At 67.4% G+C, this 25,835-nt stretch carries 26 protein-coding genes; 12 read left to right on the forward strand and 14 right to left on the reverse strand.

What is annotated here, in order from left to right; genetic code table 11:
* Positions 1 to 49: 49 nt before the first annotated feature.
* Together EOHIBHHM_RS13595 and EOHIBHHM_RS13600 are read left to right on the forward strand one after the other, a co-directional pair.
* Positions 50 to 1,012, forward strand: a complete 963-nt coding sequence (locus EOHIBHHM_RS13595) for a quinone oxidoreductase family protein (protein WP_497251451.1) — start codon at positions 50 to 52, stop codon at positions 1,010 to 1,012.
* A 95-nt stretch (positions 1,013 to 1,107) separates the two neighbouring features.
* Positions 1,108 to 2,064 (forward strand): zinc-dependent metalloprotease, encoded by a 957-nt coding sequence (locus EOHIBHHM_RS13600; RefSeq protein ID WP_497251453.1) that lies wholly within the window; start codon positions 1,108 to 1,110, stop codon positions 2,062 to 2,064.
* A gap of 55 nt (positions 2,065 to 2,119) precedes the next feature.
* Here EOHIBHHM_RS13600 and EOHIBHHM_RS13605 read toward each other — a convergent pair whose 3' ends face one another.
* From EOHIBHHM_RS13605 to EOHIBHHM_RS13620, 4 genes are all read right to left on the reverse strand, one after another.
* The gene (locus EOHIBHHM_RS13605; protein ID WP_497251455.1) at positions 2,120 to 2,341 is read right to left on the reverse strand and encodes a DUF8527 family protein; all 222 of its coding nucleotides are present in this window, start codon (positions 2,339 to 2,341) and stop codon (positions 2,120 to 2,122) included.
* Positions 2,341 to 2,766 (reverse strand): nuclear transport factor 2 family protein, encoded by a 426-nt coding sequence (locus EOHIBHHM_RS13610; RefSeq protein ID WP_497251457.1) that lies wholly within the window; start codon positions 2,764 to 2,766, stop codon positions 2,341 to 2,343. The genes EOHIBHHM_RS13605 and EOHIBHHM_RS13610 overlap by 1 nt, the downstream gene beginning before the upstream one ends.
* 67 nt (positions 2,767 to 2,833) lie before the next feature.
* Complete coding sequence (locus EOHIBHHM_RS13615) at positions 2,834 to 3,388, reverse strand: hypothetical protein (protein WP_497251459.1); 555 nt, start codon at positions 3,386 to 3,388, stop codon at positions 2,834 to 2,836.
* Positions 3,389 to 3,460: 72 nt separating this feature from the next.
* Positions 3,461 to 3,802: a hypothetical protein gene (locus EOHIBHHM_RS13620; protein ID WP_497251461.1), complete on the reverse strand. Its 342-nt coding sequence runs from the start codon at positions 3,800 to 3,802 to the stop codon at positions 3,461 to 3,463.
* Positions 3,803 to 3,904: 102 nt separating this feature from the next.
* Here EOHIBHHM_RS13620 and EOHIBHHM_RS13625 point away from each other — a divergent pair, with 102 nt between their 5' ends.
* Positions 3,905 to 6,565: an AAA domain-containing protein gene (locus EOHIBHHM_RS13625; RefSeq protein ID WP_497251463.1), complete on the forward strand. Its 2,661-nt coding sequence runs from the start codon at positions 3,905 to 3,907 to the stop codon at positions 6,563 to 6,565.
* A 10-nt stretch (positions 6,566 to 6,575) separates the two neighbouring features.
* On the opposite strand, the gene EOHIBHHM_RS13630 is transcribed toward EOHIBHHM_RS13625, so the two are convergent.
* Positions 6,576 to 7,277, reverse strand: coding sequence for a hypothetical protein (locus EOHIBHHM_RS13630; protein WP_497251465.1), 702 nt, complete (start codon positions 7,275 to 7,277; stop codon positions 6,576 to 6,578).
* Between the two features lie 85 nt (positions 7,278 to 7,362).
* Here EOHIBHHM_RS13630 and EOHIBHHM_RS13635 point away from each other — a divergent pair, with 85 nt between their 5' ends.
* The gene (locus tag EOHIBHHM_RS13635; RefSeq protein ID WP_497251467.1) at positions 7,363 to 7,737 is read left to right on the forward strand and encodes a tautomerase family protein; all 375 of its coding nucleotides are present in this window, start codon (positions 7,363 to 7,365) and stop codon (positions 7,735 to 7,737) included.
* Between the two features lie 153 nt (positions 7,738 to 7,890).
* Here EOHIBHHM_RS13635 and EOHIBHHM_RS13640 read toward each other — a convergent pair whose 3' ends face one another.
* Together EOHIBHHM_RS13640 and EOHIBHHM_RS13645 are read right to left on the reverse strand one after the other, a co-directional pair.
* Positions 7,891 to 8,250: an amphi-Trp domain-containing protein gene (locus EOHIBHHM_RS13640; protein ID WP_497251469.1), complete on the reverse strand. Its 360-nt coding sequence runs from the start codon at positions 8,248 to 8,250 to the stop codon at positions 7,891 to 7,893.
* Positions 8,251 to 8,607: 357 nt separating this feature from the next.
* Positions 8,608 to 11,379, reverse strand: a complete 2,772-nt coding sequence (locus tag EOHIBHHM_RS13645; RefSeq protein WP_497251471.1) for an ATP-dependent helicase — start codon at positions 11,377 to 11,379, stop codon at positions 8,608 to 8,610.
* Between the two features lie 138 nt (positions 11,380 to 11,517).
* Between EOHIBHHM_RS13645 and EOHIBHHM_RS13650 the strand changes: the two genes are divergently transcribed.
* Together EOHIBHHM_RS13650 and EOHIBHHM_RS13655 are read left to right on the forward strand one after the other, a co-directional pair.
* The gene (locus EOHIBHHM_RS13650) at positions 11,518 to 11,937 is read left to right on the forward strand and encodes a DUF6176 family protein (RefSeq protein ID WP_497251473.1); all 420 of its coding nucleotides are present in this window, start codon (positions 11,518 to 11,520) and stop codon (positions 11,935 to 11,937) included.
* A gap of 57 nt (positions 11,938 to 11,994) precedes the next feature.
* On the forward strand, positions 11,995 to 12,726 hold the full coding sequence (locus tag EOHIBHHM_RS13655) for an MBL fold metallo-hydrolase (RefSeq protein WP_497251475.1): 732 nt from the start codon (positions 11,995 to 11,997) through the stop codon (positions 12,724 to 12,726).
* A 166-nt stretch (positions 12,727 to 12,892) separates the two neighbouring features.
* Here the strand turns inward: EOHIBHHM_RS13655 and EOHIBHHM_RS13660 are convergent, their stop codons facing one another.
* The 3 genes from EOHIBHHM_RS13660 to EOHIBHHM_RS13670 form a co-directional block, all read right to left on the reverse strand.
* Positions 12,893 to 13,645, reverse strand: coding sequence for an isopentenyl phosphate kinase (locus tag EOHIBHHM_RS13660; RefSeq protein ID WP_497251477.1), 753 nt, complete (start codon positions 13,643 to 13,645; stop codon positions 12,893 to 12,895).
* Positions 13,642 to 14,694: a mevalonate kinase gene (gene mvk / locus EOHIBHHM_RS13665; RefSeq protein WP_497251479.1), complete on the reverse strand. Its 1,053-nt coding sequence runs from the start codon at positions 14,692 to 14,694 to the stop codon at positions 13,642 to 13,644. The genes EOHIBHHM_RS13660 and mvk overlap by 4 nt, the downstream gene beginning before the upstream one ends.
* A gap of 108 nt (positions 14,695 to 14,802) precedes the next feature.
* Positions 14,803 to 15,585, reverse strand: a complete 783-nt coding sequence (locus EOHIBHHM_RS13670; RefSeq protein WP_497251481.1) for an acetoacetate decarboxylase family protein — start codon at positions 15,583 to 15,585, stop codon at positions 14,803 to 14,805.
* Positions 15,586 to 15,698: 113 nt separating this feature from the next.
* Between EOHIBHHM_RS13670 and EOHIBHHM_RS13675 the strand changes: the two genes are divergently transcribed.
* Positions 15,699 to 16,646 carry a biotin--[acetyl-CoA-carboxylase] ligase gene (locus EOHIBHHM_RS13675; RefSeq protein WP_497251483.1) on the forward strand — a complete coding sequence of 316 codons (948 nt, stop codon included), beginning with the start codon at positions 15,699 to 15,701 and terminating at the stop codon, positions 16,644 to 16,646.
* Positions 16,647 to 16,652: 6 nt separating this feature from the next.
* Here EOHIBHHM_RS13675 and EOHIBHHM_RS13680 read toward each other — a convergent pair whose 3' ends face one another.
* The 4 genes from EOHIBHHM_RS13680 to EOHIBHHM_RS13695 all read right to left on the reverse strand — a co-directional run bounded on the left by EOHIBHHM_RS13680 (position 16,653) and on the right by EOHIBHHM_RS13695 (position 21,081).
* Positions 16,653 to 17,108: a universal stress protein gene (locus tag EOHIBHHM_RS13680; RefSeq protein WP_497251485.1), complete on the reverse strand. Its 456-nt coding sequence runs from the start codon at positions 17,106 to 17,108 to the stop codon at positions 16,653 to 16,655.
* 100 nt (positions 17,109 to 17,208) lie between these two features.
* Positions 17,209 to 18,222 carry an amidohydrolase family protein gene (locus EOHIBHHM_RS13685; RefSeq protein ID WP_497251487.1) on the reverse strand — a complete coding sequence of 338 codons (1,014 nt, stop codon included), beginning with the start codon at positions 18,220 to 18,222 and terminating at the stop codon, positions 17,209 to 17,211.
* Between the two features lie 78 nt (positions 18,223 to 18,300).
* Positions 18,301 to 19,524 carry an HD domain-containing protein gene (locus tag EOHIBHHM_RS13690; RefSeq protein ID WP_497251489.1) on the reverse strand — a complete coding sequence of 408 codons (1,224 nt, stop codon included), beginning with the start codon at positions 19,522 to 19,524 and terminating at the stop codon, positions 18,301 to 18,303.
* A gap of 558 nt (positions 19,525 to 20,082) precedes the next feature.
* Positions 20,083 to 21,081: an IS110 family RNA-guided transposase gene (locus tag EOHIBHHM_RS13695; protein ID WP_497251491.1), complete on the reverse strand. Its 999-nt coding sequence runs from the start codon at positions 21,079 to 21,081 to the stop codon at positions 20,083 to 20,085.
* 300 nt (positions 21,082 to 21,381) lie between these two features.
* Between EOHIBHHM_RS13695 and EOHIBHHM_RS13700 the strand changes: the two genes are divergently transcribed.
* The 5 genes from EOHIBHHM_RS13700 to EOHIBHHM_RS13720 all read left to right on the forward strand — a co-directional run bounded on the left by EOHIBHHM_RS13700 (position 21,382) and on the right by EOHIBHHM_RS13720 (position 25,761).
* The gene (locus tag EOHIBHHM_RS13700) at positions 21,382 to 21,567 is read left to right on the forward strand and encodes a DUF7333 family protein (protein WP_497251493.1); all 186 of its coding nucleotides are present in this window, start codon (positions 21,382 to 21,384) and stop codon (positions 21,565 to 21,567) included.
* A gap of 918 nt (positions 21,568 to 22,485) precedes the next feature.
* The gene (gene cofD, locus EOHIBHHM_RS13705) at positions 22,486 to 23,517 is read left to right on the forward strand and encodes a 2-phospho-L-lactate transferase (protein WP_497251495.1); all 1,032 of its coding nucleotides are present in this window, start codon (positions 22,486 to 22,488) and stop codon (positions 23,515 to 23,517) included.
* On the forward strand, positions 23,517 to 24,272 hold the full coding sequence (locus EOHIBHHM_RS13710; RefSeq protein ID WP_497251497.1) for a tRNA-dihydrouridine synthase: 756 nt from the start codon (positions 23,517 to 23,519) through the stop codon (positions 24,270 to 24,272). The genes cofD and EOHIBHHM_RS13710 overlap by 1 nt, the downstream gene beginning before the upstream one ends.
* On the forward strand, positions 24,269 to 25,138 hold the full coding sequence (locus EOHIBHHM_RS13715) for a triphosphoribosyl-dephospho-CoA synthase (RefSeq protein WP_497251499.1): 870 nt from the start codon (positions 24,269 to 24,271) through the stop codon (positions 25,136 to 25,138). Before EOHIBHHM_RS13710 ends, EOHIBHHM_RS13715 begins: the two co-directional genes overlap by 4 nt.
* Positions 25,135 to 25,761, forward strand: coding sequence for a DUF447 domain-containing protein (locus tag EOHIBHHM_RS13720; RefSeq protein WP_497251501.1), 627 nt, complete (start codon positions 25,135 to 25,137; stop codon positions 25,759 to 25,761). Before EOHIBHHM_RS13715 ends, EOHIBHHM_RS13720 begins: the two co-directional genes overlap by 4 nt.
* The last annotated feature ends 74 nt before the right edge of the window (positions 25,762 to 25,835 follow it).

A 25,835-nucleotide genomic window follows, 5' to 3' on the forward strand; every position in this document is an offset into this window, starting at 1 on the left:
TCCTTCCGCTTCTCGCAGTTTTATCTCTCCGGCCGTGTCACATCCCACCATGCGCGCAGTCCGTTTCCACGAGCACGGCGGCACCGACGTCCTGCAGGTAGACGACATCGACCGACCGGATCCGGCGTCCGGCGAAGTCCTCGTGCAGGTCCACGGCGCGGGCGTCAACCCCGTCGACACCTACTTCCGCGAAGGGTCGTACCAGCCGTTCACGATGCCGATGATCCCCGGCGTCGACGTCGCCGGCGAAGTCGTCGCCGTCGGCGACGGCGTCGAGGGGTTCGCCGAGGGCGACAGCGTCGTCGGTACCGGCATCGGCAAAGACCACTACGGCGGGTACGCCGAGTACGTGGCCGTGCCGACCGACCGACTCGCGGTCGTCGACGACGACGTCGACCTCGTCGCCGCCGGCGGTCTCGGCGTCGCGGGCGTCACGGCGTGGCGCGCGCTCGTCGACCACGCGAATCTCAGGCCCGCCGACGTGGCGCTGATCCACGGCGGGAGCGGCGGCGTCGGCCACGCGGCGGTCCAGATCGCCGCCGCGACGGGCGCACACGTCGTCACGACGGCGGCACCCGAGTACCACGAACAGGTGGCCGACCTCGGGGCCGACGTCGTGCTCGACTACGGCCGTGACGACCTGGCGGAGGCTGTCAAAGAAGCGGGCGACGGCGGCGTGGACGTGGTCCTCGACCACCGCCTCGACGACTATCTACAGTTCGACGCCGACGTGGCCAACCTGGGAGCACGGGTCGTCGGCATCGGCGAGAACGACCCGCAGGTCGGGTTCTCGCAGTCCTCGGCCGCGAGAGGGAAAGACCTGCAGGTGACGCTGATGAGCATGTTCAACACGCCCGATCTGTCAGACACGCTGGGGAAGGTCGGCTATCTGGTCGACGAGGGCGACCTGGAGATCTCGGTCGCTCGGACTTACAGTCTCGACGAGGCTGCCGACGCCCAACGCGCCGTGATGGAGGACAGTTTCCTCGGGAAGCTCGTCGTCGCGCCGTAAAACCGGTTGGCAGATGGACGACGAATCGAGCGACGACCACGCCGTACGTCACGGCCTCGCACAAGGGTTTTGTCTCGCCGTCTCGCAGTAGAGGTATGAACATCTACCGCAGCGTCCGTGCGGTCACCGGTGCCTCCGGAACGGGCATCGTCGACTGGGACGCCGTCGCCGAGGCCGCGAAAGCCTCCACACCGCCCGGCGAGCTCTCTCTCTCCGCCGACGAACGGATGGGGTACAAGACCGACGTCCAGGACGCCCGGAGACGCCTCCAGACCGTCGGCGAGGTCGAGTTCGACCTCCCGGACGCCATCGAGATACAGAACCGCCACCACTGGATCGACGCCAACGTCGAGACGTTCGAGCGCGTGATGCGTCCCATCGAGGAGAAGGGACAGGGCGTCTTCCCCGGCGTCGCACGCGTCGCCAACACCGGCACGATGGCGTTCATGCTCTCGTTTCTCGGGAAGAACGTTCTCGGACAGTACGACCCGCTGCTGCTCGCAGAGGCCGACGACGCCGACCACGGCCTCTACTTCGTCCACCCGAACATCAAGCGCGTCGCCGACTCGCTCGACGTCGACTACCCGCGGTTCCGTCGCTGGATCGCCTTCCACGAGGTCTCCCACGCCGCCGAGTTCGGCTCTGCCCCGTGGCTCTCGAACTACCTCGAAGAGCGGATGGAGGAGGGCGTCGACGCGCTCTCTGAGGGGAGTCTCGACCGGCAGGCGTTCCGCGAACTCGACACGGCGATGACCGCCGTCGAGGGGTACGCCGAACTGCTGATGGACCGCGCGTTCGACGACGACTACGCCGACCTCCGGCGGAAACTCGACGCTCGCCGACGCGCCGGCGGCCCGGTCGCGACGCTCGTCCGTCGCCTGCTCGGTCTCGGCTTGAAACGCCGGCAGTACGAACGCGGCGCGGCGTTCTTCGAGGCCGTCGCCGACGCCCGCGGCGTCGCCACGGCGAGCAAGGTGTGGGACCATCCCGACAACCTCCCGACCGACGACGAACTCGACAACCCCGAGCGGTGGGTGCGACGGGTCGCCTGAAATCTCCGTTTTCGACAAACCTTCCGTCTTCGACGCTCGACTGCGACGTCCGCCGTCAGTCGTACCGCCCGTTCGACGGGACGATGTGCGACAGGTAGGCGATGAGGATCCACCCGACGAGGAGGCCGACGACGCCCGCGGCGGCGACCTGCACCAACGACCCCTGTACCTGCAGGGCGAGCACGGCCGCGGAGACTCCGACGACGAGCACGAACACGAGTTTGAACTGCAACGAGGCGCTGCGCTTCTCTTCGTCCGTGAGACTCGGCCCGACCATCAGTCGTCGACGGGGTGGGCCGTACTCACGTGCATCCCGACGAACAGCCACTCGTCGTCGGCGTCGTCGCGGGTCGCACTGGCGGTCGCCTCGTCCGTCGCCGGCCGCACCGCCAGCGTGCCGCTCCACCGCGTGTCGAACGCGCGGTCGACTCCCTTCTCGGTGTCGCGCCACTCCATCCGGACGTCGTCGCTGAACGCCGCGTAGTCGTCGCGCTCGACGACGCGGAGGTTCCGACTCTCGACGCGCCAGTCGTCGGTCGTCCGCGTCTGCTCGCGGAGTCCCTCGGCGACGGCGTCGTAGCCGGTCAGTCGCTCGCCGATACCGAACTTCACCACGTCCTCGTCCTCGGCGAAGTAGGCGTACAGCGGTTCGCCGCGGCGGAGTGCCTCGTAGTAGTCGAGGACTGTCTCTTCGGCGCTCATGGGAGAGTGGACGGGCGCGGGGCATTTGAACGCTCTGCGAGCGCCGAGCACAGGGGAGACGAGACGCTCACTGGAACCCGCGGCCGATCTCGTCGCGTTCGACGAGGTCGTCGAGTTCGGCCTCCAGCACGTCCTCGGCGTCCTCGAACGTCGTCGACAGCTCCTCCAGCCGCTCCGGTCGCTCGGACAGCTCGAACTCCATCGGCCCGAAGGCGGGGCTGTCGACGGCCTCCATCACGTCGGTGAAGAGGTCCTCGCCCGTCGTCGGCGCGTCGGCGTGTACTTTCAGCGTCTCCGCCAGTCGCGTCGCCATCGACTTTGCGTGGTCCTCGTCCTCCGGCGTCCCACGGACGGCGAACCGACCCGCCGAGTCGTCGCGGCGGGGCAAAAGCGAGTCGACGTCGCCGTCGACCTTGCGGGCGACCCGCGTGCCGACGCCCTTCAGTTCGTAGGGGTTCTTCGCGTACGTCTTGAGGTGGTACACGCCCACGGTCGGGTGGCCGAGATAGAGGTCCTCGCCGACGCCCGTGCGGCGCTGTCCGGCGACTGCCCGCCACTCGTCGGGGTCGTCGCCGCTCTCGGTGACGTCGCGGAGGATGTCCGTCCAGTCTCTGACGCGCATGGGTGGGCGTTGGTGAGTGTCGAGAATGAGCGTGTCGGTCTGTACCACGCACGCTGCACCGTCGTCGACCAGTCAGTCGCTCCCGAACGTGAGTTCCCGGGTCAAGAGCAGTGCGCCGAGCACGAGCAGCAGCACCGTGATCACGCTCTGATTGCCGCCGACGAAGTTCACGAGCGCCCACGCGACGACGCCGACGTACAGCGCGATCCGGAACCGCCGCGTGTCGAACCCGCCGCGGAAGACCGCGAGCGCGACGAGCGAGACGACGTAGAGGCTGACGGCGACCTCGAGTAGCTCGAAGAGGCCGCCGGTCTGCAGTTGGAAGTACGCGCTGACGAGCACGACGAGAAAGAGCAGGCCGACGAACGCCTTCGAGAGGAGCGTCACCTGCGAGTCCGAGAGTCGGGGTGCCATACCCGCTCTGGGTGGTGACTCTACTTCGGTGCTGTGGTCGCCGTTCCCCACCCGATCGACCCGACCGACAGCGTTTTTCGACGCCGACGACACACACGGATAGTGAACGTTCGGGGTCCCATCGTCGCAGTCGGAGAGTCGCGCAGCGTCAGCACGAAGTACGGCGAGCGCGACCTCGTCGAGCTCACGGTTCGGCCCGACGAGGCACCCGCAGACAGGTCCGAACCGGTCGACGTGACGCTCTGGGGGAAGTGGACCCACACCGCGGAGCACGCCGAAGAGGGGATGGAGCTGCTCGTCACCGACGCGGAGGAAAACGAGTTCGGCGGCGAGGTCGGCTACACCACCTCCAAGGAGTCCTACGTCGTCCTCGAACCGGGGTTCCTCGTCAACGTGACCGCCATCCGCTCGTGGGTGCAGTGTCCGCGGATGTACTACCTGAACAAGCTGTCGGGGATTCCGCTGAACTACCCCGTCGTCAAGGGGACCATCGTCCACGAGGTGTTCGGCGACCTCCTGCGTGGACAGGAGCTCGAACCCGCCATCGAGAACCGCGTCGCGGAGGCCGGCCTCGAACTCGGCCTGCTCGGGCGCGAACGCGAGGAGGTCGCAGACGAGGTACGGCAGAACGCCGCCGCCATCGAGGGGTGGTTGGCGCAGGGGACGCTGACCGAGGAAGACGCCTGGCGCTCGGAGTACACGCTCATCTCGCCGACGTTCGGCATCAAGGGGCGGGCCGACGCGCTCCGCCGCGGGATGCCGGTCGAGCTGAAGACGGGGAAGAACACCAAGCGCGACCCGCGGTTCCAGGACAAGGTACAGGCGGCCTGCTACGCGCTGATGCTCGCCGAGCGCGGCGTCCCCACCGACACCGGGACGCTGCTCTACACCAAGAACACCGCGCTCGACCGCACCGAGGAGTCCGGTGACCTCTCGCCCGCCAAGGAGTTCTCCATCGGTAAGGGCTTCCTCGACTTCGTCGTCCGGAAACGCAACGAACTCGCCGCGATGGAGTTCGACGTCTCCGTCCCAACCGGGTTCGAAGCGGACGCCAAGTGCGAGTACTGCTTCGAGAAGGACACCTGCATGGTCGTCTCGGGACGACTCGATCAGGAGTCGAAAGCGGGGAAGATCGGTACGCCGCTCCCCGAGGACGAACGCGACTACTTCGACCGACTGTACCGCGCGCTGGAAGAGGAGCGCCGCGAGGTCCACCGCGAGTACCGGAAACTCTGGGAGCAGTCGGCCGAAGAACGGGCGGCAGACGACCGGGCTATCGTCGATCTCGACCCGCTCGACCAACAGGAGATCGATGGCGGGCGCTGGCAACTCTGCGCCCGGAAGACCGACGACGCCGTCTCCAAACTCCGAGAGGGGGATATCGCCCTCGCCAGCGACGGCGACCCCGTCTCCGGCCACGCCGAGTTGGGGCGGATCGAACGACTCGACGACGAGGTCGTCGTCACGACCGACGAACCGGTCGAACTCCGCCGACTCGACGTCTACCCCTCGGAGATCTCGGTCGATCGGATGCTCACCGCCCTCCACGACGCGCTCCTGAAGGGCGACCCCGACCGGAAAGACGTCCTGTTCGGGCGGCGAGAACCCGAGTTCGACGACGAACAGCGGACGTACATCGACAACAACGAGTCGCAAAACGCCGCGGTCAACCTCGCGGTGAACGCCGAGGACTGCGCGCTCGTCCACGGCCCGCCGGGGACCGGGAAGACGTACACCATCGCCCGGACGATCCGCGCGCTCGTCGACGACGGGAATCGAGTCCTGCTCTCGGCGTTCACGAACCGCGCCGTCGACAACGCGCTGGAAGCGCTGCGCGATCAAGGCTACGAAGATCTCGTCAGAGTTGGCACAGAGACCGGCGTCCGCGAGGACATGCAGGACCTCCGTCTGGAACAGCGCGGCGACCCGAACGACCGCGTCGCCGAGCTGGCTCACGCGCAGGTCGTCGCCGCCACCACCTCCACCTGCGGGTCGCGCGTCATGCGTGAACAGGAGTTCGACGTGGCACTCGTCGACGAAGCCTCACAACTCACCGAACCGGGGACGCTCGCCGCGACGAATCTCGCCGATCGGTTCGTCCTCGTCGGAGACCACGAGCAGTTGCCGCCCGTGGTCCGCGCCGAGAACGACCTCACAGAGTCGCTCTTTCAGCGACTCATCGAACGCTACCCCGACGCCTCGGTGATGCTCGACCGACAGTACCGGATGGCCCAGCGCATCCAGGCGTTCTCCTCGAGTGAGTTCTACGACGGCCAGTTGCGCCCCGCCACGGGCGAGGTGGCCGCCCAGCGACTGTCGCACCTCCCGGGCGTCGACTCCAGCGCGCTCCCCGCGGAGCTACAGGACGCGGTGAGTTTCGTCGACCCCGAGGGGGAGCGCGTCGGCAACACCAACCCCGTCGAGGCCGACTGCGTCGCCGACGTCGTCCGGGCGTTCCGCGAGGCCGGCGTCGACGCCGACGACGTCGGCGTCATCGCCCCGTTCCGGGCACAGGTCGCCGAGATCAGCCGTCGCGTCGACGTCACCGTCGACACCGTCGACCGGTTCCAGGGCTCCTCGAAGGAGGTGATCGTCGTCTCGTTCGTCGCCACCGGGAACCTGGAGGAACCCATCTTCGAGGACTACCGCCGGCTGAACGTCGCGCTCACGCGGGCGAAGAAGGGACTCGTCCTCGTCGGCGACCCGACCGCGCTGGCCTCGGAGCCGTTCTACGAGCGGATGCTGAACTGGGCGCGGCGCTGAGAGGCGGTCGTCAAGAGTCGAGCGGTCGCAGATCCGCGATCTCGAACAGCGGTCGGATGTCACAGACGGTGTAGTCGTACAGCAGTCTCTCCAGTTCGCGGAACGTGAGCGTGTCGCGGGCGTCGACGCTGGCGAGCGCGAGATAGCGCTCGCCGAACCGCGGGACGTCCGCGCTCAACACCTCCGCAGCGCCGCGGTCGCCGTACGACCGCCAGTCGTCGGGGTAGAGACCGTGCCGGTAGTCGGCCCAGCCGGTCTTCTCGACCTCGACGCCGAGTTCGTCGCACACCCACTCGAGGCTCCGACGACCGCCCCACGTCGCCTGCACGTCGTCCATCAGGTCGACGTGGTCCAGCGCGAGCAGGTCCTCGACTCGCCGGCGGGGGCCGTCGTCGCCGACGGCGTCACCGGCGCGGTCGGCCCGTCCCGGCAGGTGGATGAGGTCGAACCCGTCGCCGTTGTAGGTGACGAGCGTGTCGGCCGGGCGGGCCGCACACCAGTCGCAGACGGCGTCGACGAGCGCGAGTTCCGACTCGGGAGAGTCGTCGTCTCGGAAGAGCACCGTCGTCTCGACCGGTTCGCCGGGCGCCGACCGGTAGCCGAGACCGACCGCGAGTAGTTCGAAGTACGAGGAGTCCCGGAACTGGGCCTGCTCGGTCGGTTCGCGGTCGGGGCTCACCGTCTCGATGTCGAGCGCCAGCGTACCGGCCATAGAGGGTGGAACTAGAGTGGGCTACTTGAAGCTATCTCACCGGGAGAGCGACGGGTTCAGGTCCGTCGGCCCCGTGGCGACGACCGTGCCACAGCTCCAGTTCGACACGACGCTCGATCTGACTGCCGACGAGAAACGGGCGTTCACCGACGACGTGACAGCCCTATACGCTGAGGAGATGGCGACGACGACGGGTCACGTCGCGGTCGTCGTCCGCGAGCACGCGTCGGGGAACCTGTCGCTCGGCCGCGCCGTCGACGGGCCGCTGTGCTTCCTGAACGCCGACGTCCGCGAGGGACGCTCGTTCGAGCGCAAGCGGTCGTTCGCGTTGGCGACGATGGATCTCCTTCGAGAGCAGTTCGACGTGCCGCGAGAGAACCTGAAGGTCGTCTTCTCGGAGCACGCGGGCGAGGAGATGATGGGCGTCGACCGCGTCGGCGGCGACTGGTCCGAAGAGTGACGCGTCGAGGTGTCGGCCGTCGGACGGAGTATCGGGAGTTCTCGTCCTCTTCGTCGTGACAGAGTCTCGACCCACTGAACGCTGCGTGTTGAATAGAGAGGCTGTCTCCGTCACAGCGTACCGAGAAACGGGCACGCTGCCCACGGGCCTGTGCTACTCTTCGTCGTCCGCTCTTCCCTTCTCTTCCTCCGCTTCGTCGCCTTCGTCCTCGTCGGACTCCTCGGCCGAGGCCGCATCGCCGTCGGCCGTCGGCCACTCCAGTTCGACTTCCAGTTCGGTCTCGTCGTCTTCCTCCTCGTACTCGAACTCCATCTCGAACCGTTCGGGGACGGTTACTGACCCCTCGTCGCCGCCGAGTTCTACCGATCCGCTCTCGACGCCGTCGGCGACTCTCCGGAGGATGGCCGCCCCCTCCTCGCGAGTCATCTGGCCTTCCAGCTCAAACTCTTCTTCTCCGCTCTCGGACTCCTCAGACTCTTCTACGTCGTCCGCGTCCTGACTCTGGTCTGTCACACGTCACCGTACGCCCCCGGTACTCAAAACTCCACTCGCCACACGTCGTTTCCCACCACTTCGGCAGTGATCTCACCAGATCCTCGAAACCGATCGTGAGTAGCTCACGTCGAAGCGTGTCGCAGTTACTCTCGATAACGTGGTCTTTTCAGGAGAACTGCAGTCGGACCTTTCTCGACGAGTGTGAAGATGGTGAGTGGCGGTCGTGTCCGACACAGCTGTCTCGTTGTGTCCTGCAAAGACCAAACGATTGTCCGACCGCTCACCAGACGGTCGGTGACCGGCGGGCACCCTCTCTTCAAGACGAACGAGCTGTCGGTCACAGAGAAGGGCGTCGGTCGGCTCTGGGAACTTTTGTCAGTCTCTGTAGCCGGCTTCGGCGGCCGCCTCGTCGCGCCCCTCGCCGTCGTCGTCGCCGATCTCGGCCAGCACGCGCTCGTGGAACTCTCTGAGTACGGCCGACTCGTCCTCGGCGAGGACGACGTCCGACGCCATCAGCGTCGCGAGGCCGAACGCCCGCGGCGACGGCGAGGACTGTTCGAGGTGGGTCACCTCGACGTCGCCCGCCTGCACCGACGCGACGAACTCGCGGAGCGCCTGGAGGTTCAGTTTGTCCTCCAGGATCTCGCGGTACGTCTCCTCCATCACGGCGAAGGCGTCGAGCTCCTGTGCGAACGACAGCAGCATCTCGCTGGAGACCTGCTGTTCGGCGGCGGACTTCTCGTACCCCTTGTACCGCTTCAGGATCATCAGCGAGCGCGTCGCGTTGATGCGGAAGTAGCGCTTCAGGAGGTCGGTCCCCTCCAGCGCCGCCCGGAGGTCGCCGCCGACGGCCTCGGGGTCCAGCGAGCGGAGCGCGCCCGCGACGTCGACCTTCCGGTTCAGCGGCATCGACAGCGAGAAGCCGTTGTCGGCGACGGCGATCTGGACGTTCGTGTTCGTCTCCTGTGCGCAGTGGTAGGCGACGAGTCGCGAGAGACCGTCGTTGAACCGCCGTCCGTAGTTCGAGTGGACGTGGTAGTGTCGGCGGTACTCCTCTCTGTCTTTCACCTCCTCGACGACGAGGCGGTCGTCGGTGCTGACGCTGTCGGGGCCGGCGTACCGACGCTGTTCGTCGTACATCCGGGCGATCGCGCGGACGCTGTTCTCGTCCAGCGGGAACCCGCGAAGCCAGTCGCGGGCAGCGGGTCGACCGCCGTGTTCGAGTCGGTCGACCAGCTCACCCTGAAACGAGAGGATCTCGCGACCGAGATCGTACGAGAGCGGTAGGCGCTCGGAGAACCACGAGGGGACCGTCGGACGGGCGTTCGTCGGGTCGACGTACACCTTCGACCCTCGTCGATAGCTGAACTCGAACTGTGACCCGCCGAGGACGAACACGTCGCCCTTCTCCAGCGTGTCGAGGTAGTTCTCGTCCAAGTTGCCGACCCACTCGCTGGACGAGCGCGTGTAGACGTCGCAGGTGAACGAGTCGGGGATGGTGCCGACGTTGGTCATGTAGATGACGCGGGCCATCCGCCCCCGTTTGCCGACGAGCGGTTCGCCCACGTCGTACTCCTCGTAGTGGTGCTCGCCGTCGGGTGGATCGTTGGTGTCGCGCCAGATCTTCGCGTAGACGTTCTTGTCCGCCAGTCCCTCGTAGTCGGCGGTCAGGTAGCGAAAGAGACGCTCGAAGTCGGCGTCGTCGAAGTCGCGGTAGGGGTACGCGCGGGTGAGGACGTCCCGAACCTCCGACTCGGGACGGATCTCGTTTATCGCCATCCCGTACACCTGCTGGGCGGCCACGTCGTCGGCGTTCTCGGGGACGAACACGCGGTCGACGAACCCCTCTTCGGCCTTCTTGAGCATCACCGCACACTCGACGAGCTCGTCTCGGTCGAGCGCGACGACCCGCCCGGTGACCGTCTGCCCGAGGCGGTGCCCCGCACGGCCGACCCGCTGGAGCAGCGAGGCGACCGACTTCGGCGACCCGACCTGGACGACGAGGTCGATGTGGGGCATGTCGATACCGAGTTCCAGCGACGTCGACGTGGTGACGACGTCGAGGTCGCCCGCCTTCAACTGCGATTCGACGTCCTGTCGGCGCTCCTTCGAGAGCGACCCGTGGTGACAGCCCGAGTTCGACTCGTCGTACGTCTCGGGGTGGTTCTCCCGGAGGTTCTGGAGGACGCGCTCCGCGCCGGACCGGGTGTTGGTGAAGACCAGCGTGTTCGTGTGCGACTGGACCAGTTCGTGGAGGCGGTCGTAGAACCGCTCGGTGACGACGCTGCGGGGCGTGTCGACGAGGTCGTCGGTCGGACACTCCAGTCCGACGTCGAACTCGCGGACGAACCGCGTGTCGACGATCTCGTAGTTCCGCGGCGTCCCGTCGTCGTCGCGGCCGACGAGGAACTCGACCATCGTCGTCAGCGGTTCGACCGTCGCCGAACAGCCGACTCTGGTGGGGGAGCTGTCGGCGAGTGCTTCCAACCGCTCCAGCGACACCGAGAGGTGGGTGCCGCGTTTGTTCTCCGCGAGGCTGTGGATCTCGTCGACGACGACGTACTCGACGTTCCGGAGCTTCTCTTTGAACTTCGGCGAGTTGAGCAGGATCGCCAGCGTCTCGGGGGTCGTGTTGAGGATGTGCGGCGTCGTCTCCAACATCTTCTGGCGCCCGCTGGAGGCGGTGTCGCCGTGGCGGATGGCGTGGCGAATCTCGACCTCCTCACCCCGGTCGGCCAGCTTCTCGGAGATCCCGTCGAGCGGCACCGTCAGATTCCGGTGGATGTCGTTGGCGAGCGACTTCAACGGTGAGACGTAGAGACAGTAGACCGCGTTGTCGAGCCCCTCGTCAAGTTCGCGGTCGCGGCGGAACAGCTCGTTTATGATCGCGGTGAAGGAGGCGAGCGTCTTGCCCGACCCAGTTGGCGCACAGACGAGCGCGTTCGTCCCCTCGTGGATGAGCGGAATAGCCTCTCGCTGTGGCGGGGTGAAGAACCCACCGTTGCCGGGGACGTACGCGCCGAACTCGTCGACCCACCACTCCCGGACCGACGGCTCCAGCAGGTCCAGCACGTCCTCGTCGGCGACGTCGACGGCGTCGGGGTCGAAGTCGACGTCGGACTTCGCCAGCAACTCCCGGCCACTCATACTGTCTACTTCGGCCGGACGAGTAAGTGGGTTGTGTCCGCGGTCGCCGTGTCCGGTGCCCCCCACCCTCATCTCGCTGAAAGAACCGCGCACCGTCTCGGCCGAAAGCACTACTTGTAGTTGTGTTGGCTAGTAGGCATGGTCGACGTCGTCCTCCTTCGGATGAAGGTCACTACCGGGTGGCCACAGCGTCTCATGGAACTCTTCGTCCGTGTACTCCTCGCCGAACAGTTCGTGATGCGCAACGGGGGTGTCGTGGGGCGCTGGTTCAGACACTGGTGCAACACGCAACTCGAACCGGTTTTGGCCGAAGAGGAGATGTACACGGAGTCGATATTTCTCGACCGTCGCGAGGACGGCCTCTCTCTCTTCTGGTACATGGAAGCGCACGACATGGCGACCGTGTACGACGGGTTCCAGTCGTCTGATCACTCGGTGACGGACGTGGCGGGGCCGGTCGCCAACTGGCTGTTCGAAGAGCCCGAACGGATTCTCTCGCCGAACGCGTCGAGCGACTATCCGCTCTTGGCACACGCGTGGCACCCCGACCGCCCCTGAGTGGGTCGTCGCGACGTGAACCGAACGACTTTCGGCTTCCGGAGAGACCGAGACGGTATGCGCGTCACCTTCCTCGGAACCGGCAGCGCGATGCCGACGGCCGACCGCGTGCAGACCGGGTTGCTCTTGGAGGCCGACGACAACACGCTCCTCGTCGACTGCGGGAGCGGCGTCCTCCACCGACTCAGCCAGACAGACGTCGGCTACGAAGAGATCTCGACCGTCCTGCTCACACACCACCACCTCGACCACGTCTCGGATCTCCTCCCTCTGCTCAAAGCCCGCTGGCTCGCCGGCGAGGAGCATCTCGAAGTCGTTGGTCCGACGGGGACGAAGGCGCTCCTCGACGACCTACTCGACGTCCACGACTATCTGCAGGACCGAGTCGACCTCCGGGTGCGCGAGGTGACGGCCGCTTCCTTCGAGGTCGCCGGTTTCGACGTCGAGGGGTACGAGACCCGCCACTCGATGCCCGGTCTCGCCTACCGCTTCGACGGCACGTTCACCTTCAGCGGCGACACCGAGGCGTTCGACGGTCTCGCGAACTTCGCCGACGGCTCTCGCGTGCTCGCCCACGACTGTTCGTTCCCCGACGAGGTCGACGTGTCGAACCACCCGACGCCGACCCAACTGGGCGAGATACTCGCCGGTCGCGACGTCGACCGCGTCTACCTGACGCATCTCTACCCCCACACCGAGGGGAAGCACCGCGAGATGCTCGACGCGATCGAGGCACGGTTCGACGGCGACGTCCGCTTCGCTCGCGACGGGTTGCAGTTCGAGCTCTGAGTGCAGGTCGCGTCGACATGGACCGGTCGGCGGACGACGAGGCGACCCGCGTGTGCTAGCATCACACACCACGTTTCCGGTGAAAACTGCCCGTGTCGGCGTCGGGTTCACGTCGGCATCCAGACGTCGACTCAGCCCACGGTCGTCCGTCTGCTCGTCCCCGTTCTCAGCCGTCGATACGCGTCCCGGGAGCGTCGCCGGCGAGGAACGCCTCGAGTCCGTCCGGGCCGAAGATGTGGGCGGGTGCGCCGAGGGCGAGCAGCGCCCGCACCTTCGCGGCCATCCCGCCGGTGACGTCCGTCGAGTCGCTCCCGCCGAGCGCGGGGGCGACGTCACTAAATTCCAGAATCTCGGGGACGACCTCGCCGTCCGTGTCCAGCACTCCGGGAACCGTCGAACAGAGACCGACGCGGTCGGCGTCGAGTCCCTCCGCGAGGCGGACGACGAGTTCGTCGCCGCTGACGACGGTGACGCCTTCGCCGGCGTGGGCGACCCCGTCGCCGTGGAGCACGGGGACGAACCCTTCGGCGAGCATCGTCCGGACCGAGTCCAGCGGGAACGAGAGGCCGCCCTCGGCGTCGCGTGCGCCGACCGAGAGCGGGTGGACCGGGAGGGCGGGAACGCCGCGTTGGCCGAAGGCGTCGAGGACGTGACCGTTCAGCCGCTTCATCGCGTCGTGGATTGCGAGCGCGGCGCGGGCGTCGTGGGTTCCGTCGGTGGTGCTCACGCCGTGTTCCTCGGCGTGGTAGTGACCGTAGCTCCCGCCGCCGTGGACGATCACGAGGTCGTCGACGGGAGACTCGGCGGCGAGGGCGCTGGCGACGGCGGTCGCCGCCGCTTCCAGCGCCGGGACGTCGACCGTCTCGCGGCGGTCTTTGTCGGTGATGACGCTCCCGCCGAGTTTGAGGATCGTCGTCATCGCTCTCGCCCCTCGTGTTCCGCCGCCAGTTCCGTGTCGTCTTCCGACTGGACGCCCGTCGTCGCCAGTTCGGCCCGGAAGACGTCCTCACAGCCCGGCGTGTACTGGAGTGCGGTCTCGGTCTCCGGCGTCGGATCGAGCGCGACGATACAGCCGCCGCCGCCCGCGCCGGTCAGTTTCGCGCCGTAGGCGTCGCCCGAGCGTGCCGCCCAGACGAGGTTGTCCAGCGAGCGCGAGGAGACGCCCAGCGCCTCCAGCAGGCCGTGGTTGAAGTCCATCAGTCCGCCGAGTTCCTCGAGGAGTTCCTCGTCGGGAGTGCCGTCGGGGTCGGCCTCGGCGAGGATCGACTCACCCTCGCGGACGACGTCGCCGATGGTCTCGACCGTCTGGGCGGCGAAGTCGTACGTCTCGCGGAGTTCGCGGACGCCGGCGACGAGTTCGCCCGTGTCGCCCGACCCGCCGTCGAAGCCGACGACGAAGGGGAGCGCCGGCGCGTCGATGGTGCGACAGTCGTCGCCCTCGACGCGGACCGCCCCGCCCAGCGCCGAGGCGAACGTGTCGGCGCGGGAGGCCTGCCCGTCCTGTACCTCGTGTTCCGCGCGGTAGGCGCGGTCGGCGATCTCCCGCGGCGTGAGTTCGACGCCGAGTTCGCGGGTGGCGGCGTCGATGCCGGCGACGACGACGGCCGCGGACGAGCCGAGTCCCGCGCCGAGCGGGATGTCGCTCTCGACGGTGATGTCGAAGCCGGCGTCGGGTTCGTCGGCGGCGTCGCGGGCCTGTTCGACCGCGGCGTCGACGTAGCCCATCGCGGCCTCGACGAGCGGCGTCGGCACGTCGACGTCGGGGTGGTCGTCGGTCGACCCGGAGTACTCGACGGCGAACCCGTTGAGACTGAGGTCCTCGGCGACGACGCGGACGTGGTCGTCGTCGCGGCGGTCGACGGAGACGGTCGCCCGGCGCTCGATGGCGCAGGGCACCGCCGGTTCGCCGTAGACGACGGCGTGCTCCCCGAAGAGATACACCTTCCCGGGAGCGCTTGAGACGGTCATACCCGGACGATTGCGGTGGGGGATAACAGAGGTTCCGGATACGGTCCCCGCTGACGAGAGTTCCGGCTTCACTCGACGGGCGACGGCTTCACTCGACGGGCGACGACCTCACTCGACGGGCGAACCGGCCTGTACGTGTGCGCGAACCCGCCCCGTGAACCGGCCGAGCGGTCGGCGGACGTCGAGGCGACGAACCTCGTCGGCGAGTCGCCCGCTGCCGAGGGTTAGCGAGACGTTCCGCCCGCCGACCCCGAGGCCGACCGGCCCGAGAACGTCGACCGGCGTCCGCCACGGGCGGCCCTCCTTGACCGTGTAGCTGTCCAGCGTCCCCTCCCGCGTCGGTCGTCGGCCGGTCTCACGAACCGACAGCGAGAGCGCGGGAGTGCCGTCGCCGTTGTCGCTGTTGTCGCCGCTGTCGCCGCTGTCGCCGCCGTCACGACCGCCCTCGCGAACGTCGACGTGCCACTCGTCGCTCCCGTCGCCGACGCGCTCCCGTCGGATATCGATCTCGGCGACGGTCTTCGGGTAACCCCAGATCTCCCGACCCATCCGGCGGGAGTCCTCGGTCGTCACCGGTAGGGAGACGACGTAGCCGCCGAGACCGCCGTCGAGGCGAGGGACGCCCGCGACGGTCCGCCGAGCGACGGGGACGACAACAGCCAGTTCGTCGTAGGGGTCGAAGTCGCCGGCCTGCGAGTAGGAGACGCCGGCGACGACGACACCACCCGTCCGTGGACCGACCCGGACCGGCGTCAGCGCCTCGGGGACGACCCCTCGAAGCGACCGCCGGTCCGCCGAGAACAGCGCGCCGACGACGTCCGCCTCACAGCGGAGCGGCAGGTCGACGCGGCGGCCCGTCGAGAGCGTCGCAGTGCGGTCGGGGAGCGTCACGGCCGACTCGACGACCGCGACCGCCTAAACGTTCCGGGCCGTTGCACCGACGTCGTCGAGCGTCGCTGAGCCGAGAGCGGCGGACATTTGACCCCTGCACTCTCAGTTTCGGTATGAACGAGACGCGACGCGCTCTCCTCGACGCACTCGCGGCGGGGCCCGTGGGTGGACCGGAACTCGCCGACCGACTCGGCGTCTCGCGGGCGGCCGTCTGGAAGCAGGTCGAGGCGCTCCGAGACGAGGGGTTCGAGGTCGAGAGCACGAACGACGGCTACGTCGTCGCCGACGTTCCGGGCTACGGCGCGGCCAGCATCGAGTTCGGACTCGACGCGCCGTTCTCCGTCGAGTACCACGACAGCGTCGACAGCACGAACCTCCGCGCGCGGGAGCTGGCGGCTGAGGGAGCAGACGACGTCGCCGTCGTCGCCGACGAGCAGACCGGTGGGCGGGGGCGACTCGAACGGGCGTGGTCGGCCCCGGCCGGTGGCGTGTGGGTCTCTATCCTCGTCAGACCGCAGCGACCCCCGGCGCACGTCCCCGTGTTCACGCTGGCGGCGGCCGTCGCGGTGACTCGCGTCTGTCGAGAGGTCGGCGTCGACGCGAGCATCAAGTGGCCGAACGACGTTCTGGTCGAGACGGGCGAGCGGAGCGAACGCGGCGGCCTGAAACTCGTCGGGATCCTCACCGAGATGGAGGGCGAGGCCGACCGCGTCTCGTGGCTCGTCGCCGGCATCGGCGTCAACGCCAACGTCGACGCCGCGGAGCTCCCCGAGGGGGCGACGAGCCTGCGCGAACAGACGGGCGGCGACGTCGACCGTCGCGTGTTCGTCCAGCGGCTGCTGGAGGAGTTCGACGAGCTGCGGGAGAACCCCGACGAGGTACTGCCCGCGTGGCGCGCCCACTCGGCGACGCTCGGACAGCGCGTCCGCGTCGAGACGTCCGGCGGCGTCGTCGAGGGGACGGCCGTCGACGTGGAGTTTCCGGGTGCGCTCGTCGTCCGCACGAGCGAGGGGGACGTGACGGTCCACGCGGGTGACTGCGAGCATCTGCGGCCGGTGTGACCGCTCTCACGTCGCCTGTCCGGGCTGTTCCACTCCGACTCGGACGGTCATCACCGGGACGTTCGACGAGCGGACGACCTTCTCGGCGACGCTGCCGAGGAGGAGTCGGTCGATGCCGCCGCGACCGTGTGTCCCCATCACGACGAGGTCGCAGCCCTCCTCCTCGGCGTACCGGACGATCTCACGCTGCGGTGGCCCTTCGAGGACGTGCGTCTCGACCGTGACCCCCTGTCGACCGGCGAGCGTCCGGACGGTCTCCAGTGCGGTCTCGGCGTCCTCCCGGAGCATCTTCTCGACGCCCTCCCAGGAGGACTCCATCGGGAGACCGGTGAACCCCGCCGTGTTGACGACGTAGACGGCGTGGATCGTCGCACCGTGGGCCGCCGCGAGGTCGACGGCGTGCGACACTGCCCGTTCGACGCCCTCGGAACCGTCGGTCGGGACGAGAATCCGGTCGTACATACCCATGGTAACTCACCACACGCTAGTCTGTCGGACATCTTAACTCTTCGTGCAGAAAGCGCGAGGGTGCGGCGGTGGACGCCCGAGCGGTGCGGTCGCCTCAGAGCACGACGCGTTTCACGTCCGCGTGGCCCGCTCGGCGGACGACGGCCCGGACGGGGTCGCGAACGCCGGAGAGGTTGTCCGAGTCGCCGTCGAGCACGAGCAGTTTCGCGTCGCGGCCGGGTTCGACGAGCCCGTAGTTCAGGCCGGCGATCTCGGCGCCGTTGACCGTCGCCATCCGGAGCACCTCGCGGGCGCTGGCGTCGGTCAGTTTCGTCGCGAACTCCATCTCGCGGAACATCGAGGGGCTGTTGAGCATCACGTTGTCGGTGCCGAGCGCGACGGTCGTCCGGTCCAGCAGCTCCCGAAGCGGCGGGACGCCGACGCCCGTGACGAGATTCGAGCGCGGGCAGACGACGACGGGGATCTCGCTGTCGGCGACGCGTTCGAGGTGGAGCGGTTCGGGGTGGACCATGTGGACGAGGAAGTCGGGGGCGAGATCCAGCGCCGGGTTGATGTCGTCGGGGTCGCGCTCGCCGGCGTGGATACCGAACAGCTTGTCCGCCTCGCGCGTCGCGTTCCGGACGGCGTCGAAGTCGCCGTCGCGGGCGCCGCTGGCACCGAACCCGTCGGCCGCCTCCATCGCCTCCGGCGTCTCACGGCCGAGGACGACGCCCTCGACGTCGAGGCCGTCGAGCGCCCGTCGGATGGCGTCGACGCCGTCGACGCCGCCCTCGCGGAACTCGACGAACGCCGCCTGTCCGCCCGCCTGCATGTACTGCAGCGAACGGCGCATCGCCGCGATCTTCTCCTCGGCGCTGGCCTGTCGGAGCAGTCGGTGTTTCAGCCCGTCCGGCGGCGCGACGAGTTCGTCCAGCGAGAGGCCGGCACCGGCCTCCTTGGCGATGGAGTCGCCGATGTGCGTGTGGGCGTTGACGAACGCCGGGAGGACGACGTCGGTCGAGTCGACCGACGCCTCCTCCACGTCCACGATAGTGCCGTCCTCGACGACGACGCGTCCCTCCACCGGTTCGAAGTCGCGGCCTCGAAGCACAGTCCCCTCGAGTATCATCGTCTACAGGGTCGCAATCGAGTGGCTTGAACCTCCCGAAGCGTCTCACCGACTCGTCTCGACGGCGTCGAGAGCGGTTCAGTCGAACTGGTCGAGCGTCGTCCGCTGGCCGGTCCGGACGTAGTTGACGAGCGCGCCCTCGATGTCGAGTCCGAGCACGTCCGCGGCGGTCTCGCCGACCCGGTCTGCGGCGTCGGCGGGGGCGTAGACGCCGAGTCGCCACTGCTGGCGCTGGGCGGTCCGCAGCGCGCTCACGAGCGGCGACTGCCGGTCGAGCTGCCGGACGTCGCCGTTGACCACGACCCGCGACGACGACTCCTCCATCGACGGTTCGGCGGGGACGTCGATGATGACCTCGCCAGGGTCGACGCCCGTCTGTTCGGCGACCTCGCGTTCGACCTCCCGGAGCTCCTCGTGCGGGGCGTCGAGCACGTGCTGGGGGACGTCGTCGAGTTCGGCCCACACGCCGCGTTTGTAGAGGTCGCGTCGGTCGAGGCGGCGAGCGAGCTCCTCGGTCGTCGACGTCATCCGCAGGCTCGCCAGCAGGTCGTGGTCGTCCATGCGGCGGAGCTGCGACGCCGAGATGTCCGGTTCGGCCAACAGCCGTTCGGAGGCGCGCCGGAGCATCGCCTTCGAGATACGGGCGACGTGGTGTTGGTAGACGGTCGGGTTCATCAACGCCCGCGCGAGAAGCAGCGACTCGGCGGTCTGGACGTTTCCCTCGTCTAAGACGAGTTCGCCGTCGACGAACGTCAGTTCGCGGACGAGTCGACCGGTGTCGATGGTGCCGTAGGGGACGCCCGTGTGGTGGGCGTCGCGCACGAGGTAGTCCATTCGGTCGACGTCCAACTCACCGGAGACCAACTGGCCGTACTGTCCCTCGCCGGCGACGAGGTCGGCGACGGCGGCGGGGTCGAGCTCGTGCGCGCGGAGCACCTCGCCGACCTCGCCGCGGGCGAGCAGCTCCGTCACGTCGTCGTGGTACTTCCCGGTGTGGCGGTACGTGAGTGCCTCGATGTTGTGACTGTACGGGCCGTGACCGACGTCGTGGAGGAGTGCGGCCGCGCGGAGGCGTTCGGCCAGCGAGCCTTCGATACCGAGATGCGAGAGCGCGCGGTTCGCGAGGTGGTAGACGCCGAGGCTGTGCTCGAAGCGCGTGTGGTTCGCCGAGGGGTAGACGAGTTGGACCGTCCCCAACTGCTTGATGTGACGGAGCCGCTGCACCTCCCGCGTGTCGAGGAGAGCCGCGGCGACGCCCTCGACCTCGATGTGGTCGTGGACGCTGTCCTTGACGGTAATCATGGGCCGGGAGTTCGGCCCGACGGGATAAAAACCGTCGGAGCGCCGTCGGTCAGTCGACGCTGCTCGCTCGCACCCCGAGCACCGCGTCTGCGGTGGCGACGGCGTCGACGTGCTCGCTCGCGGTGGAGACGCCGAGTCGCCACCGGCGATAGTAGAGAGTGCACGTCATCACACACCCGACCGGCCGCTGTCGTGCGGTCGGGTGTGGAGACAGTTGCACGAGCTACTATAGTGATGCTGGATACCATCTACTCAGGAATGAAAACGAGTGCAAAACGAAGTGCTCGGTGATTGTGCTGACGAGCCGAAATGCAACACACGCACGCTGAGTTCACCTATGGAAATTCTGCTGGCTCAACTAACCACCGCTGGCGATAAAGTTGTTCGCACGATCTCACGTCTCTCGCTCTTCAACGGCGCGAAACCACTAGGCTGCGTGGTGATTGAGACCTCCACAACCGGTAGGCGGTCGGAACGAGTTCCGCTATAGCTGTCGCTCACGCTGGCTCCACCCGGCCACTGAGGGACGCCGGACCGGCGTCCCTCAGGTTCCCTTTCTCAGGCGCTCACCCCCGGTGGGTCGTAGACTTCCTCCCGGTCAAGCATGTGGTAAATCGATACCAGTAGCTTCCGCGCGGTTGCCACGATTGCTTTCTTGGAACTCTTGCGACTTGCCAAGCGGTCGTAGAACCGACGCAAGTACTCGTCGTTACAGGTGTGAACTGCGACGTACGTACACTGGACGAGGATCCATCGTACCCGTCCTGATCCTCGTTTCGAGATGCCACCCTCGAACCGCGAGTCGCCAGACTCGCGGATCACCGGGTTCAATCCCACGTAACTCACGACTTGTTTGTCCTCGTCGAACCGCTCGATCTCGCCGAGTTCAGCGTAGATCGTCAACGCTGAGTAGTAGCTGACACCAGGAATCGTCATCAGCAGCTGGGTCTCCTTCAGAGACCCAGCGCGTTCCTCGATCTCCATTTCGAGCGACTCGATTTCAGCGGTGAGCGTCTCGATTATCGTCGCGTAGGAGTCTAACAACGAGTTCCACGGTGCCGGGAGCGAGAGTTCCCGCAGGAACTCTCGCCCCTCTACACTCAGCGGTTTCACGTCTTCAGTGATGCCGTGCTCAGAAAGCAACCCGTGAACTTTGTTCGCGTAGCTGGTTCGGTTTTCGACCAACTTCTGTCGCCCGCGCACGAGTGCGCGGGCTTTCCGAACCTCATCGGTAGGGACGTAACTCTCGGGGATGGAGTTGAGCCGAACCATCCGCGCGAGCTGTTTCGCATCAACGCGGTCGGTTTTCTTGTCTGAGTGAGCGATGAGCTTCAGTTTGCCAGGGTTGGCGACAACCACGTCCAAGTACTCTGAAAGAGTATCATGGACGTGGTAGTAATTGCTGGTTGCCTCGATCGCTGCTGTGGCTCCAGCGTAGCGCTGGGCGAGGTCGTCGAGGTTCGCGTTTTTGACGCGAACCTCTTCGACAAGCTCACCAGCCTGATCGATTACTGCCACTTGCGCGTACCGCTTGTGTAAGTCGATTCCGAGGTACATGGTTTGTTCCTCCGGGATGGGACGCCGGTGCGTGAACAGAAATTCACCTATGCGGGCTTTCCCGGATGCCGCCGAGCGGCATCCGGGCTGTCTCGCCCAAGTCTCGGCTTCCTGCGCACTCGGACCAGTCAGCACGACGTGCTCTCGGGCACGGAACTCAGCTCGGTCTCTTGCGCCCCATACTTTGTTCACGCGCTCTATGGGTAGCAGAATTTCCATCGAGTCAGCACGCCCGCAGAAACCTCCATTCGATGAACTTAGTCTCTTAACGGTTTTGTCTGTCCAGCCACAACGACGAGTATGGAATTCGACTTCACGCGCTCGGTGGTTCCACTCGTCGTGATCGTCGCCGTCGCGGCGGTCGCGCTCACGACCGTGATGACTCCCTCGACAGTTTTCATGATGGTCCTGCCCTCGATGATCGTCTTCTCGATCGTCGCGTTCTTCTTCGGGATGAAACACGGCGAGTTCCGCGCCAGTCCGTAACAGGCCGACGCAGTCGTCGATCTCGGTGGGGATGAGGACCACACTCGCCCCGAGTCGGGCCGATACCAACTATAGTAGCTCGTGCAACTGTCTACTCGCCCGACCGCACGCTGTCGTGCGGTCGGGTGAGTGATGACTTGCACTCGTTACTATAGCGTCGGTGACTTATTCGCACAACGAGTCGAACACGGCCGTAGACTAACCTCACCGAACCCTGTCAGAGGTCGCATGCAACAGGTAGAGGGTGTATGCGTCACTCACCTGGTGGCTGTTACAGTCGATTAGTGACTTTGGTTCTCGATTGATAGTCCTTATATAATATCTTGGAAATTCACAGATATGGATGTTGAAACATCGTTGTTGTCCATCCGACGGTGGCTCATGCTCATCTCTCTACTGCTCATAGCGCAAGTCTACTACAGCGTATGGAGCAATCACTCAGCTCCACCCGGTGGAAACGCGATGGTACTCGGTCTCTTTGGTCTCGGATTCATTGTAGTTGGGTCTCTCGTTTTGTCTTTTTTAGATAACCAGTAGATGACGACGAGTCTTGTTGTGACACACTCGCACTCTCTATTCAACACGAACACCGACAGTTGTCAGGAAGAGTTGATACCGAGAGGGTGTCTGAACCGATACTCCTCGAACGCCCACGCGCTTTCGACTCGCGCGACTCGCTGTGCTCCTCGCTCACTCCGTTCGCTGTGATGCTCGCGTCGTCTCTAACGCCGAGATCACGAGGACACTCACCGCAACAGCCACATCCTCCCCAACCGATTCGCTCGCACGCTGCTGGCACCCTCACGGGCGAGGGTGCCAGCGCGCGCCGGAGTGGTTGGCGAAGTTTCGCGCAACGAAGACCGAGCGCCGCCGCCGAGAGAGTCAGATACAAACCACCGGACGGACAACCTCCGCCCAATGGTCACCTTCCTCGCTGGCGGGACGGGCACGCCGAAGTTGCTGGACGGCGCTTCCGGCGTGTTCGACCTCGCCGAGACGACCGTCGTCGGCAACACCGGCGACGACGTCGAACTCGGGGGACTGCTCGTCTGCCCCGACGTCGACACCGTGCTCTTTCACGGCGGCGGCGTCCTCGACACCGACCGGTGGTGGGGGATCGCCGACGACACCACCGAGACGAACGCCGAACTCCACCGACTGGCCGACGCCGCCGGACTCGAAGCCGGGCCGCGCTACCTCGACGACGAGGCACAGGTGAGGGGGAGAGAGATCGCCCGCTGGCGGCGCTTCTCGGGCGTCGCGGAGTTCATGGAGATCGGCGACAGAGATAGAGCGGTCCACGTCACCCGAACCAGCCTGCTCGACGAGGGCGACTCGCTGACCGAGGTCACTCGGACGCTCGCCGACGCCTTCGACCTCGCCGTCGACCTCGTGCCGATGTCCGACGACCCCGTCGCGAGCGTCGTCCACACCCCAGAGCGGGAACTTCACTTCCAGGAGTTCTGGGTCGCGAGGCGGGCCGAACCGACCGTCGAGGACGTGGAGTTCCGCGGTGCCGACGCAGCCGAGGCGACACCCGAGACGCTCGATGCGCTGGCGGACCCGGTCGTCGTCGGCCCGTCGAACCCGGTGACGAGCATCGGCCCGATGCTGGCACTCGACGGCGTCGAAGACGCGCTTCGGGAGACGCCGGTCGTCGCCGTCTCCCCGTTCGTCGAGGACGAGGTGTTCTCCGGGCCGGCGGCGAAACTGATGGAAGCCGTCGGCTACGAGGCGAGCACCGCGGGCGTCGCCGACGCCTACCCGTTCGCCGACGCGTTCGTCCTCGACAGCGAGGACGGGACCGAACTGGACCGGCCGGTCGTCCGAACCGACACGCGGATGGACGACGAGGCGGACGCCGAGCGCGTCGCCCGCGCCGTCGCCGAGGCGTTCGAAGCGGTGGGAACCGACGTGACCGCGGACGTGCGAGCGACGGAGGGACGCTGATGTTCGCACCCCGTGTGGCGCTCGCCAGCCTCAGCGGCGAGTCGGACGCCGCGTGGGCACGAGCGGGCGAGGCGCACGTCGGCGCGGCGTTCCTCGGCGGCATCGCGCTCGACGCCGACTCGCGGGCGGCGGCCCGAGAGCTGGTCGCCCGCGACCGAATCGAGTTCCTCCCCGACGATCCGGTCGCGTTTATCGACCGCGAGTTGGCGAAGCTCGCCGACACGTCGCTCGCCGTCGGGTTCAACGTCCGGAGTGCCACGGTCGATCCGGTCGCCGAGGCGGCCACGGTCTGTGCCGCCCACGACGCGGTGCTCGAGATCAACGCCCACTGCCGGCAGGCAGAGCTCTGTGCCGTCGGCTGCGGCGAGTCGCTGCTGTGCGACACCGATCGCCTCTGCGAGTACGTCGCCGCCGCGGCGGAGACGGGAGCGACGGTGTCGGTCAAGGTGCGCGCCGAAGTCGACGGCGTCGACCTCGCCGAGACGGCGCGGCGCGTCGAGACCGCCGGTGCAGACCTGCTCCACGTCGACGCGATGGACTCTGAATCCGTGGTCGCCGACGTCGTCGACGCGGCCGACCTGTTCGTGGTCGCGAACAACGGCGTCCGCGACGCGGCGAGCGTCCGGGAGTATCTCGGCTACGGCGCGGACGCGGTGAGCGTCGGACGACCGAGCGACGACCCGGTCGTTCTCCGTCGAGTCCGCGCGGCGGTCGACGAGTGGTTCGAGACGAACGGGCCGGAGGTCGCGCCGTGAGCGACGCCTCGAACCACGTCGACCGCGACTTCTCGCCGGGCGAACACGCCGAACTCGCGCTCCTGCTCGAAGTCGCCGGGACGCCGAAACCGGGCAACGTCGACCGCGAGCACGACCTCCCGGACCTCCGATTCGAGCACTTCCTCGCCGGATCGGTCGGGGCGCGCCGAGGGTTGCAGGCGGCCGAGGACGGCGCACCCGTCGGCGAGGCGTTCGAGCGCGGCGTCGCCGGGATGAGCCAGCAGCGCGGCGGCAACACGCAGTTCGGTTGTCTCCTGCTGCTCGTGCCGCTCGTGACGGCCGCGAGCGCCGTCGAGGGCGACCTGACGCCCGGAGCCGTGACCGACGTCGTCGAGTCGACCACCGTCGCCGACGCCGCGAACTTCTACCGCGCCTTCGAACACGTCGACGTCGCCGTCGGCGACCCACCCGAGGACGCCTCCGCGCTCGACGTGCGCCGGGGGTCGGGCGCGATCCCGACGCTCGAAGAGCGTGGGACGACGCTCTTCGACGTGATGGAACTGAGTGCCGAGCGCGACGGCAACGCCCGCGAGTGGACTGACGGCTTCCGTCGGACGTTCGACGCCGCCGAGTCGATTCTCGACGACGACGGACCGATCCTCGACCGGGCGGCCCGCGCGTTCCTCGACCTGCTCGCGGAGGAACCGGACACGCTCGTCGCGACCCAGCACGGAACGGAGACCGCCGCCGAGGTGAGTCGACTCGCCGGCGACGCGCGCGGCGACCCGGCGGCGGTGGCGAGACTCGCCGACGAACTCGTCGCCGAGGGGGTGAACCCCGGCACGACCGCCGACGTCACCGCCGCGGCGCTGTTCGTCGCGCTCGAACGGGGGGTGGCGGTGTGACGCACCGACTGGGTGGCGACGGCGGCGACGACGCGGACTGGCCCGTCGCTCTCCGCGGCGTCACCGAGTCGGTCGTCGCCACGCTCGGTCCGAACGACCGGTGGAACTTCGCGGCGCTCGGTCTGCACGCAGCCGCGGAGGAGGGGGAACCGGTGACGGCGACGACGTGGGGAAACACCCGGACTCGTCGGAACTTCCACCGGCAGGGCGGTGGCGTCGTCCAGTTCACGCAGGACCCGCGGGAGTTCGTCGCCGCGGCGGCGACGATCCACGAGCGGACGGAGCCGGTGCTCGAGGGAGCCGACGCGTGGGTCGACGTCGAGGCCGAACAGGTCGACGCCGGCGAAGACGGCGGGACGCGCTGGGAACGGTGGGAGCTCACGCCCGTCGAGCACGCGGTGGTGCGAGAGTACGTGCCGACCATCAACCGGGGGTTCGCCGCCGTCGTGGACGCAACGGTGGCAGTCTCGCGACTCGACGTCCCGGCGTTCGACACCGCCGAGTTGCTGCGGCGACTCGACTACTTCGCGGAGACGGTCGAGAAGTGCGGCGGATCGGCCGAGCGCGAGGCGTTCGAGACGTTGACCGAGGTCAGCGAGTGGCGCGAGTACCGCGACGCGTGACGCGGGTGACGTGCGAGGCGGTGGCCCACTCCGTCGCACGCGCGCCGCGGAACGAATCGTTTTAGTGTCTCTCC

The organism is Halogranum roseipondis (assembly GCF_059695585.1).

Excerpts from the sequence above, each read along its gene's own strand:
- EOHIBHHM_RS13595 (WP_497251451.1), top strand. The coding sequence starts at position 50 with ATGCGCGCAGTCCGTTTCCACGAGCACGGCGGCACCGACGTCCTGCAG.
- EOHIBHHM_RS13600 (WP_497251453.1), top strand. The coding sequence starts at position 1,108 with ATGAACATCTACCGCAGCGTCCGTGCGGTCACCGGTGCCTCCGGAACG.
- EOHIBHHM_RS13605 (WP_497251455.1), bottom strand. The coding sequence starts at position 2,341 with ATGGTCGGGCCGAGTCTCACGGACGAAGAGAAGCGCAGCGCCTCGTTG.
- EOHIBHHM_RS13610 (WP_497251457.1), bottom strand. The coding sequence starts at position 2,766 with ATGAGCGCCGAAGAGACAGTCCTCGACTACTACGAGGCACTCCGCCGC.
- EOHIBHHM_RS13615 (WP_497251459.1), bottom strand. The coding sequence starts at position 3,388 with ATGCGCGTCAGAGACTGGACGGACATCCTCCGCGACGTCACCGAGAGC.
- EOHIBHHM_RS13620 (WP_497251461.1), bottom strand. The coding sequence starts at position 3,802 with ATGGCACCCCGACTCTCGGACTCGCAGGTGACGCTCCTCTCGAAGGCG.
- EOHIBHHM_RS13630 (WP_497251465.1), bottom strand. The coding sequence starts at position 7,277 with ATGGCCGGTACGCTGGCGCTCGACATCGAGACGGTGAGCCCCGACCGC.
- EOHIBHHM_RS13645 (WP_497251471.1), bottom strand. The coding sequence starts at position 11,379 with ATGAGTGGCCGGGAGTTGCTGGCGAAGTCCGACGTCGACTTCGACCCC.
- EOHIBHHM_RS13650 (WP_497251473.1), top strand. The coding sequence starts at position 11,518 with ATGGTCGACGTCGTCCTCCTTCGGATGAAGGTCACTACCGGGTGGCCA.
- EOHIBHHM_RS13655 (WP_497251475.1), top strand. The coding sequence starts at position 11,995 with ATGCGCGTCACCTTCCTCGGAACCGGCAGCGCGATGCCGACGGCCGAC.
- EOHIBHHM_RS13660 (WP_497251477.1), bottom strand. The coding sequence starts at position 13,645 with ATGACGACGATCCTCAAACTCGGCGGGAGCGTCATCACCGACAAAGAC.
- mvk (WP_497251479.1), bottom strand. The coding sequence starts at position 14,694 with ATGACCGTCTCAAGCGCTCCCGGGAAGGTGTATCTCTTCGGGGAGCAC.
- EOHIBHHM_RS13675 (WP_497251483.1), top strand. The coding sequence starts at position 15,699 with ATGAACGAGACGCGACGCGCTCTCCTCGACGCACTCGCGGCGGGGCCC.
- EOHIBHHM_RS13680 (WP_497251485.1), bottom strand. The coding sequence starts at position 17,108 with ATGTACGACCGGATTCTCGTCCCGACCGACGGTTCCGAGGGCGTCGAA.
- EOHIBHHM_RS13685 (WP_497251487.1), bottom strand. The coding sequence starts at position 18,222 with ATGATACTCGAGGGGACTGTGCTTCGAGGCCGCGACTTCGAACCGGTG.
- EOHIBHHM_RS13690 (WP_497251489.1), bottom strand. The coding sequence starts at position 19,524 with ATGATTACCGTCAAGGACAGCGTCCACGACCACATCGAGGTCGAGGGC.
- EOHIBHHM_RS13695 (WP_497251491.1), bottom strand. The coding sequence starts at position 21,081 with ATGTACCTCGGAATCGACTTACACAAGCGGTACGCGCAAGTGGCAGTA.
- EOHIBHHM_RS13700 (WP_497251493.1), top strand. The coding sequence starts at position 21,382 with ATGGAATTCGACTTCACGCGCTCGGTGGTTCCACTCGTCGTGATCGTC.
- cofD (WP_497251495.1), top strand. The coding sequence starts at position 22,486 with ATGGTCACCTTCCTCGCTGGCGGGACGGGCACGCCGAAGTTGCTGGAC.
- EOHIBHHM_RS13710 (WP_497251497.1), top strand. The coding sequence starts at position 23,517 with ATGTTCGCACCCCGTGTGGCGCTCGCCAGCCTCAGCGGCGAGTCGGAC.